Source organism: Holdemanella porci (assembly GCF_019052655.1).
Taxonomy (GTDB): Bacteria; Bacillota_I; Bacilli_A; order Erysipelotrichales; family Erysipelotrichaceae; genus Holdemanella; species Holdemanella hominis.
Genome location: NZ_JAHQVB010000017.1, coordinates 22,849 through 33,228, shown reverse-complemented (window position 1 = coordinate 33,228; position 10,380 = coordinate 22,849). Strand labels below are relative to the sequence as shown.

At 34.7% G+C, this 10,380-nt stretch carries 8 protein-coding genes; all 8 read right to left on the bottom strand.

What is annotated here, in order from left to right:
- On the bottom strand, positions 1-64 hold a 64-nt coding region (locus KTQ83_RS04880), incomplete at its 3' end, for an S-adenosylmethionine synthetase N-terminal domain-containing protein (protein WP_217256270.1).
- Positions 65-330: 266 nt separating this feature from the next.
- Positions 331-960 carry a lactate utilization protein gene (locus tag KTQ83_RS04875; protein ID WP_217256269.1) on the bottom strand — a complete coding sequence of 210 codons (630 nt, stop codon included), beginning with the start codon at positions 958-960 and terminating at the stop codon, positions 331-333.
- A 4-nt stretch (positions 961-964) separates the two neighbouring features.
- Entirely contained in the window at positions 965-3,997 is a 3,033-nt protein-coding gene (locus KTQ83_RS04870; RefSeq protein WP_217256268.1) for a DNA polymerase III subunit alpha, read from the bottom strand.
- Positions 3,998-4,051: 54 nt separating this feature from the next.
- Positions 4,052-4,984, bottom strand: a complete 933-nt coding sequence (locus KTQ83_RS04865; RefSeq protein ID WP_117925372.1) for a DHH family phosphoesterase — start codon at positions 4,982-4,984, stop codon at positions 4,052-4,054.
- On the bottom strand, positions 4,977-6,176 hold the full coding sequence (locus tag KTQ83_RS04860; RefSeq protein ID WP_186998739.1) for an acetate/propionate family kinase: 1,200 nt from the start codon (positions 6,174-6,176) through the stop codon (positions 4,977-4,979). Before KTQ83_RS04860 ends, KTQ83_RS04865 begins: the two co-directional genes overlap by 8 nt.
- A 12-nt stretch (positions 6,177-6,188) precedes the next feature.
- Complete coding sequence (locus KTQ83_RS04855; RefSeq protein WP_117925376.1) at positions 6,189-6,482, bottom strand: sigma factor-like helix-turn-helix DNA-binding protein; 294 nt, start codon at positions 6,480-6,482, stop codon at positions 6,189-6,191.
- Positions 6,482-7,441, bottom strand: a complete 960-nt coding sequence (gene ftsY, locus KTQ83_RS04850; protein ID WP_217256267.1) for a signal recognition particle-docking protein FtsY — start codon at positions 7,439-7,441, stop codon at positions 6,482-6,484. The genes KTQ83_RS04855 and ftsY overlap by 1 nt, the downstream gene beginning before the upstream one ends.
- Positions 7,441-10,368: a chromosome segregation protein SMC gene (locus KTQ83_RS04845; protein ID WP_217256266.1), complete on the bottom strand. Its 2,928-nt coding sequence runs from the start codon at positions 10,366-10,368 to the stop codon at positions 7,441-7,443. The genes ftsY and KTQ83_RS04845 overlap by 1 nt, the downstream gene beginning before the upstream one ends.
- Between the last annotated feature and the right edge of the window lie 12 nt (positions 10,369-10,380).

Genomic DNA, 10,380 nt, shown 5'->3' with positions numbered 1-10,380 from the left:
GGTCACAAATTTTATCTGGATGACCTTCAGTAACACTTTCACTTGTAAAAATATAGTCTTTCATTTTGTCTCCTCTTTTCTTGCTTATCCATAAAAAAAACATACTTTAAGAAGTATGTTACAAATCTTTATACTTCTTATCGCTGTTAGCAGGACCACCTTAACATATTGTCAGGTTGGCGTGAAGTCAACGAGCTAACTCTCTACTTCAACTCTGGATAATTTTTTTACGCATAAAGATTAAAACATGAAACTACAAATAATGCAAGAAATTCATCACCAATATTATACACATATGAAAAAATGGCTAAATTGTATAGCCATTTCATTCTAATATCCTAATACTTCGTCCACTAAAATGACATGAATACGATCGGATTCCATGCTGTTTCTTGTGATAACCAATTGGTCACAAATGCAGCCTTGGGCTAAACAATTTGCACAACTACCTGTTAATTGACAAGGTCTGTTTCCACTAAAACGTTGATTATTAATGGGTGCAGCCACATTTCTTAATCTAGAAATTGCACTATCTAAATCTTTTGTCACCTTATTCATACCTACAATCATTATGATATGTCTAGGCCCAAAGCATAAACATGACACACGATTACAATGCCCATCCATATTGACTAAAATTCCATCTTCTGTCATCGCATTGGTACTCATTAAATAGTAGTCTGCATAAAAACAATCTCTTTCCAACTTGTACTTTTCTTCGGCATCTTTTGCCTGATCTCGATCAATAACTTTAAAATTTCTTTTATAAAGCTCTTCCTTGATACCAATCTTATTTAAAGTATCTGAGCCTCCCCAGCCTACACTTGAGCCCGGCTTCATAATTTCAAATGCCAAATCTACAGCTTCTTGTTTCGAATGCACATAATACCCATTCATATGTCTGTTTTTTAAGCTTTGAATCACTTTTTTAGACAATAAATCATTTCGTTTTGTGATCATTTTTTTACACCTCGATCCATTCTATTTTATTCACTACAATCGATGTTGGTCGATCCTTTTTTCCTTGAATCAGACAAATACGATCTTTTTGAATGTTTTCTTTTTGTTGTTCATACAAACGAGGCATGATAACCGCATCCATTTTACCAGCTTCATCCTCAACACTCATAAAGCACATCCAATCGCCTTTCTTTGTCTTATGTGTTCTAAAAGATGCCACACGCACTAAAATACTCATATATCCATCTTTATTTACTGCATTTAACAATTGTATACAATTTGGATAGTTGTGCATACGTAAAGACTGCACAGGATGTTCACTCACATAGAAACCGTACACATATTGCTCTTTTTGAGCTTTTTGTATTGGATTCTCTTTGATTCTTTGAATACCTGGACGAGAGACAATACTAAAATCGAAACGTAAATTGTTCGGATCTTCAATTCGCACAATATTTACATAATCAATCAGCTTTCTTAAATTCTCATTAAGAGTTGCACGATTATATCCAAAGCAATCCAATGCTCCGCCATCAATTAAAATTCGAATCGTAGATTCATTGATCTTATACATACTTGCTTTGGCAAGAAAATCAAATAAATCTGCATATGGTGCATGTTCTAAAATCGTTGGATAAATTGTTTTCCCTACACCTTTTAAAACTTGTAGTGGCATACGAATTGAATTCTGTTCAATCGTATAGAAAGCCTTTGAATGATTAATATCACACCCATTCACAACGATATTTCTTCGTTTACATTCATAAATATATTGTGATGTTTTTATACCTGAACCAATGACACTATTTAAAAGGCTCTGATAGAAATATAAAGGATAGTTTGCCTTTAAATAAGCCATTTGATAAGCTACTAAGCTATAGGCATAACTGTGTGATTTATTAAATCCATAACCGGCAAATTGTTCCATGATAGAAAATATCTCATTGGAAACAGAATCCTTAATACGCTTCTTTCGAGCTCCTAAAATGAATTGCTCTTTTAAATTCTGCATGACATCCAATTTCTTTTTCGACATAGCCTTTCTTAGTGTATCTGCTTGTGCCAAGCTAAATCCACCAATCACTTGGGCTGTCTGCATAACTTGCTCCTGATAAATCATGATACCATAGGTTTCCTTTAAGATTGGTTCTAGTAAAGGATGAGGATACACGACTTTTGAAGGATCCTTTTTTCTTTCAATATATGTATCAATATGCTGCATCGCTCCAGGACGATATAAAGCAAGTACAACACTGATATCTTCAAATTTGTTGGGTTGTATCTTTTGTAGTAAAGACGTAATTCCACTAGATTCCAATTGAAATACACCTAATGTGTTTCCAAACGATAATAATTGATATGTTTTCGCATCCTTTAAATTGATTTTCATCATATCCAAAGAAATATGTTTTTGTTCTTTTAGATTTGTGACAATCTCATGAATCGTCGTTAAATTACGAATGCCCAAAAAATCCATTTTGATCAAGCCCAAATCTTCTTGATATTCCGCTGTAAATTGTGTAGCCTGAATATCTCCATCGACACTGACAAGTGGACAGACATTCACAATAGGCTGATCTGAAAGAACAATTCCTGCCGCATGTAAAGATGTATGTCTTGGTAATCCTTCAACGTTTACACACATCTTAAATAATTCAGTTAATTTTTGATCTGACTGAATCCTTTTTCGAAATAAAACATTCTCATTATAGGCCTGCATCAACGTAATTTTAGGTGTATTCTTTAACATCTTAGAAAGTTCATCCACGATTCTTGCCGGAATATTCATGACACGCCCTACATCACGAATGGCTTGTCTTGCCTGCAAAGTATTAAAAGTCACAATATGACTGACATGATCATAACCATATAATTCACGAACATACTGAATCACTTCATCTCTTCTATCATCTGGAAAATCCGTATCGATATCCGGCATGGAAACACGTGATGGATTTAGAAATCTTTCAAACAATAAATTATTCTGAATTGGATCAATATGTGTAATACCTAAACAATAAGCTACTAAAGAACCGGCTGCACTACCACGCCCTGGACCTACAAATATGTCTTGACTTCTGGCATATCGAATAAAATCCCATACAATCAAAAAATAATCGGTAAATCCCATAGTGACTATGACATTTAATTCATATTCTAAACGTTTGATATAGGTAGGATTTAAATTCCCATTTAAACGTTTTTCTAACCCCTTCTTACAGAGTTTAATCAAATAGTCCCTCGAATCAATTTGAAGTTTATTTTTAAATACAGGAAGCTTGGACTTTTGAAAAGCCATTTGAATATTGCACATTCTTGCGATTTCTTCTGTAGCGATCAATTCACTTTCATCATACAACACTTCCATTTCCTGTGGACTTCTTAAATATCTTTGAAATTGTACGTCCAAACCTTGATTTTCAATATTTGTTTGTTTGGCAATAGCCCTTAATATTTGTAAAGATTTCACGTCTTCACTATTCTCATACAGAATTCGAGATAGAGCCACACGTTTACAATCAAGTTGTTTTAAAATACGATTATCGGCTCTTTTTTTACCCGAATCATTCATAGATACAGAAATATAGAAATCTGAAAAAGATTTTTTACACAATTCTACAAATGCATTTAACTTTTCTAAATCTTGATGTTCAATATATGCACTGAATGTATCTTTTCCGTCGCTGGAAGTTAATACCACACAATCTTTGGCATACTTTATAACTTCTTCAAAAGATACATTTTCTTTTATGATCGAACTTAATTTATATAAATTCTGTAGACCCATATCATTCTTCGCTAGAAGAATAAAATGAAATGGCTCATCATTATAGATGGAATCAACTTCTAAACCAATAATCGGATGTATATTGTGCTTTTTGCACAATTGATAGAACTCCATCGTTCCATACATCACATTATGATCGGTCAAACATACATGGTTGAATCCAAGTTGTTTTTGATGAAGAATCATATTTTCTAAACGAATAGGTGATTCAAGTAAAGAGTATGAACTTCGCATATGTAAGTGAACCATGAAATCCCACCTTTCTTTCTAAAATATTATACCATAAGAAAAAGAGATAGCTTATTAAGCTACCTCTCGATTTGATAAAATTTCAATAATTTGATTGACTTGATCACGTGTTAAGTTTTTGATTCCACTTGCACATTCGTGACCACCGCCACCAAATTCCATAGCAACATCACGAATTGGAATATTTCTTGAACGTAAAGACGCACTATAATGTACACGATCTTCCATACGCGTAAACAATGCCCACATTTCAACACAATCGATACCTGCTAAACAATAGACTTTGTCTTTCGCATCTGTAAAGCTTAAACCAAATTCTTCATAATCTTCACATTCTAGAATTGAATAAAGGAACTTGTTTTTAAACACTGTATGATTACGTACAACAGTTTCATATTTATAGTCTTCCATGGATTTTGAAAAGTTCAATTGTTCCACTTTTGTGACATCTACACCTTGTTCAAATAAATATTTTGCGGCATCAAATGTAGCTGGACGAACATTATTTGTCGTAAAACGAATATTGTCCGCTGTTAATCCAAGATATAACATCAGAGAACTTTGTAGAGGAATGTTGGCCTTTTTTTCTTGTAAATACAAAGCTAATAACTCACATGTGGCACTTGCCTTATCATCAATCCATTCTTCATCACAAATTGTTTCTACTTGTACGTGATGATCAATACGAATTGATTTTTTTGCCAATTGATACCTGTCATCATCAATGCGTGCAGCATTTGAAGTATCTAAAACAATTGCTAAGCTGGAAGCTACTACTTCATCATCTACAACATCCATATGCACGTTGTTTCTTTGTGAAACTGGACAATCATTACCTAAACAATAGATTTTTTTATTCGGATAGGCACTTTCTAAATAATACTTTAAACCAAATTGTGATCCTATCGCATCCATGTCAGCAAAAACATGGCGAAAGATTGTGATTGTATTAAAATCTTTTACGCTTTCTAAAATATCATTAGGCATTAGCCATCAAATCCTTGTAAGCATCACGTGCAATGACTAATTCTTCATTTGTTGGCAATAACCAAACTTGCATTTTTGATTCAGGAGCACTTAATAATTTTTCAACGCCACGAACTCCATCGTTGTCTTCTGGTTTTACAACAACGCCAAATGCTGATAATCCATCACAGATTCTTTGACGCATTGCACAGTCATTTTCACCGATACCACCCGCAAAAACAATCGCATCAGCACCACCCATTAATCCGTAGTATCCTGATACAACTTCGACAATACGATTTACATATACGTTTTGAGTTAAAATAGCACGTGGGTTTCCTTCTTTGATAGCTGCTTCAATGTCTCGACCATCACTAGAGATTCCACTTACACCTAACATACCCGATTTTTTATTCATGATTGTATCCATTTCATCTGGTGTATATCCATATTTATTTTCTAAGAATGGAACGATTGCAGGGTCAATATCTCCACAACGAGTTCCCATCATGATTCCTCCAAGAGGTGTGAATCCCATTGATGTTTTATATGATTTACCATTTTTAACAGCTGTAATACTAGCGCCATTTCCTAAGTGGCAAGTGATGATATTCATTTCTTCTTGTGTTTTTCCTTGAAGCTCAGCCAAACGTTTTGTCAAATATTCATGACTTGTTCCATGAGCACCATAACGACGTACTTTATCGTTAGTATAATATTCATATGGAAGAGGGAAAATATAGTTTTCTTCTGGCATACTTTGGTGGAATGCTGTATCAAATACGAATGTGTGTTTACACTCTGGTAAAGCATCTCTAAATGAACGATATCCAACTAATGCAGCTGGGTTGTGTAATGGAGCTAATACACATAATTCTTCTACTTTAGCTTCAACATCAGCATCTACAGGTACTGAATGAGAGAAATATTCTCCACCATGAACAACACGATGACCAATCGCTTTGATATCTTCTAAACTATTTACAACTTTGTGTTCAATTAATGCTTCCATTAATTTTTTTACAGCTACTGCATGATCTTTGATATCTAAGATCTCTTCAATTTTTTCTCCATTGGCTTTCATTCCAAAGATAGAATCGTTTAAACCAATACGTTCTACGTTTCCTTGAGCTAGAACTTCTTCTTCTGGCATTTTGAAAACTTGGAATTTCAAAGACGAACTTCCTGCATTAACACTCATAACAATCGACATTTTTTGATCCTCCTAAAAAATTTCTTTTAATATTTCGATTTGTTCAACATCTTCATGATGTAGAATCCATGAATCCAATAATTTTTTCTTAGCAACATAACCAATCGCTGCTTCATATTTTTCCAGTAATTTCGTAGCTCGATGTACCGAATCCATCGCGGCTGCACGAGAAATCTCTAGTTCCTCACTTATTTCAGTATAAGAGAAATCTTCCTCATAGTAAAGAGATAATATCTCTCTTTGACGTTCTGTCAACAATTCTCCATACACATCTAATAAATCATTCGCATCTAATTTTGAAATCATTATTCTTCCATACCCTTTGTGATTCCCATCAAGAAGGCATTGATATCAAATGGTCTTAAATCAGCAGGCTTTTCTCCTAGACCTAGGAAACGAACTGGTAAGTGTAATAGATCACGAATTGCGAGTACAACTCCACCTTTTGCCGTACCATCCATCTTCGTTAAAACGATACCTGTTACATCAGTTGCTTCCAAGAATACTTTTGCCTGTGAAATACCGTTTTGACCTGTTGTCGCATCTAAAACTAACCAGACTTCTTGTGGTGCTCCCTCAATTTCTCTTTGTACAACACGGTGCATCTTACTTAATTCATTCATCAAGTTTGTTTTATTTTGTAAACGACCCGCTGTATCGCAAATCAAAATATCAACATCATTTTCTTTGGCATAACGACAAGCATCAACTAATACGGAACTTGGGTCTTGGTTCATTTTTCCTTTAACACAATGAACACCTAAACGTGTTGCCCAAGTATCAATTTGATCAATGGCTCCAGCACGGAATGTGTCGGCTGCAGCAACCGCAACTTTCTTACCTTGTTCCTTATAATATTGAATTAATTTTGCACTTGTAGTTGTCTTACCACTACCATTTACACCAACCATTAAAATAACTGTTGGACCTTTTTCATTCATTTTAATTGGTTCGTCGTTTGATTCATCATAGAAATCATAAAGAATTGAAACCAAATAATCTAACATGGAATCATATTCTTTAACATGTTTTCCATTTGATTCAAACGCATCCACAATTTTTTGTGCTGTATGAATACCCACATCACTCTCAAGTAGAATAACCATAATTTGCTCTAATAGGTCATCATCAATTCCATGAAAGTTATTGGATAAAGCACGCATACGATCTCCAAAGCTTTTCTTTGAACGATCAAGGCCTGATAAATATTTATCTTTATCTTCACTTTTTACGAAAGCTTCTTTTATTTTCGAAAAGACCGACATTACTTTTCCTCCTTAGCTATATGTACTGCATCTTTCAATTGAACTTTTAACACTTTACTAACACCATCTTTTTGCATTGTAACCCCATATAACGTATCGCACTGTTCCATAGTTCCTGGTCTATGTGTTACCGCAATAAATTGAGATTGACCACGATAATGAGATAAATAACGAGCAAAACGCTCAACATTTGCCTGGTCTAATGCTGCTTCTACCTCATCAAAGATACATAAAGGCATTGTACGAGCCTTCAATATCGCAAACAATACACTAATCGCAATCAAAGCTTTTTCTCCACCCGAGAATGTCTGGATATTTTTAACCATTTTTCCAGGAGGCTGAACATCAATATCAATACCCGTATTCAATACATCTTCTGGATCCACCATGGAAAGACTAGCACGTCCTCCACCAAACATAGCCTTGAATACGCCATCTAGTTCAGCATTAATTTTATTAAACATCTCAGTAAATTGACTGATCATTGTCTTGTCCATCTCATCAATGGCTGTCAATATTTGTTGACTTGCCTTTTCTAAATCTTCTTTTTGGCTTGTCATAAAATCAAAACGTTCTTTGACTTCTTTATATTCGTTCGGTGCATCCAAATTCACATTTCCCAAACGAGAAATGGCTTGACGAAGTTGAATAACCTCTTCTTTAGCTCTTTCGATTTCGACATCTTCTTTTTTAGTTAACGCATACTCATATGTCATTTCATAATCTGTGCTTAAGCGATTCAACGCGTTCTCTAACTGCGTTTTGATTTTCACAACTTCCATTTCATAGTTATGGATCTGCGATTGTTTAGAACTCATTTCTCTACGAACTAAACGAATCTGATTTTCAAGTTGTTCTGCTTCATTTCCTTTATCAAAACGAGTCTGACGCAAGCTTTGAATCTCTAAAGACAATGAATCCAATACGGCATGCATCTTAGACATTTGTACAACAAGATCATCTTGTGCTAATTCACCACTATCTTCAATATCTACACCTAACTCCTGATATTCAGCTAAAATTGAATCGTATTTTGCCTTTTTAGTCGCATAAATATTTTCTAGCTTAGCCAATTCAATCTGTAAAGTTACAATCGCATCATTTTCTTTTTGAAGTTTCTGCGTAAGAATCTCTGTTTCATCCAAACAATTGTCGGCTTTGATTTTTTGCCCTTCAATTTTTGAATTGATTGTTTCTAATTCCTGACGCATTGTGACCGGTGTACTTTGATTCTTCGTAACACCACCCGTCATACTACCACCTGTATGTACGATATCACCGTCTAGTGTAACAATTTTATATGCATAACGTAAACGTTTCGCGGTTTCATTCGCATTCTGCAATGTATCCACCACAATCACATTACCAAGCAATCGTTCTTTAACGGGATCAAAGATCTCTTTACAGTCAACACATTCACTCGCAAAGCCTAGAAAGCCTGGACTTGTTGAAGCAACCGTGATCACTTGTTCATTCATTTTTCTAGGATGACATACACTTAATGGTAAGAAAGTTGCGCGTCCACTACGGTTTCGTTTCAAGAATGAAATGGCATTTCTTGCATCTGCCTCATTTTTAGTGATGATTTGATAGATACTTCCACCTAATGCTGCATTTACCGCCAATGCTTTATCGGTATGTGCAATCAACAATTCACTGACAACTCCATAAACGCCAGATAAAGAGTTTTTTGCCTGCATTACGGAACGCACACCTTGTTGATGAGCAAATGGCTGCTTCATCATATTTTCCAATACTTGTCTACGATTTTGTAGCTGTATCAAGATATTGTTTGCCTGATCCGATTCATAACGAGCCTTAGAAATTTTTGTTTTCAAATCATTCACAATATTACGACGGTTATTTAAATCTTGTTGCGTCTGCATCAAACGTTGATGACGATCCTGATATTCGAATCGTGCTTCTTCAAGCATAGCCTGCAATTCTTTTTGACGAGCTTGTTTATCCGCTACCTGCAACATATACTTTCGCTTTTCATCCTGCTCGATTTTACGTCTTTCAAGCTGATAATTTTCTTCCATCGCCTTTGTGTATTTTCCTTGCAGCTCATTGATTTGTTTATCTAGAGCATACATTTCTTTTCGAATGCTTTCTAAGCGATTTTCCTGCTTTAAAAGCTCCGCATTTTCTGATGTATGCATAGCTTGGATATCAAACAATTCTTTATTGATCTGATTGATTTTATCATTATATTGATCAATATCCTCAACCAATACACTAATTTCAATTTTAGATAGTTTATCTCTTAAAGAAATATATTTTTCTGCCTTTTTAGCTTGTTTTTCCAAAGGTCCAATTTGTCTTTCAAGCTCATCTAGAATATCCTGCAAACGATCTAGATTTTCTTTTGTCTGCTCTAATTTAGACAATGACACCTTTTTTCTCTTTTTATACTTTGCGACACCCGCAGCCTCCTCAAATAAAGAACGTCTATCTTCTGGCTTTGCATCCGCAAAAGAAGAAATATTTCCCTGCGTAATTATACTTAAGGAATCTTTGCCTAATCCTGTATCCATGACTAAATCATTAATATCTTTTAATCGGCATGGTGTTTTATTTATAAAATAACTTGCTTCATTATTGGCACGTAAAATTTGTCGTGTTATTTCGATTTCATCAAAATCCGAATCAAAAACACGTGTTGAATTGTCAAATACCAATGTAACGCGTGCCATGTTTACAGGTTTTCTATATTCACTTCCTGAGAAGATAATATCTGACATATTAGTACCTGAACGAAGTGATTTAACACTCTGTTCACCTAGCACCCAACGAATGGCATCATTCACATTACTTTTACCACATCCGTTTGGTCCTACAATGCCTGTAATATCTTGATCAAATTGAATCACTGTTTTATCTGCAAAGCTTTTAAAGCCTTGTAATTCAATACGTTTTAAAAACATCAAGACCCTCCA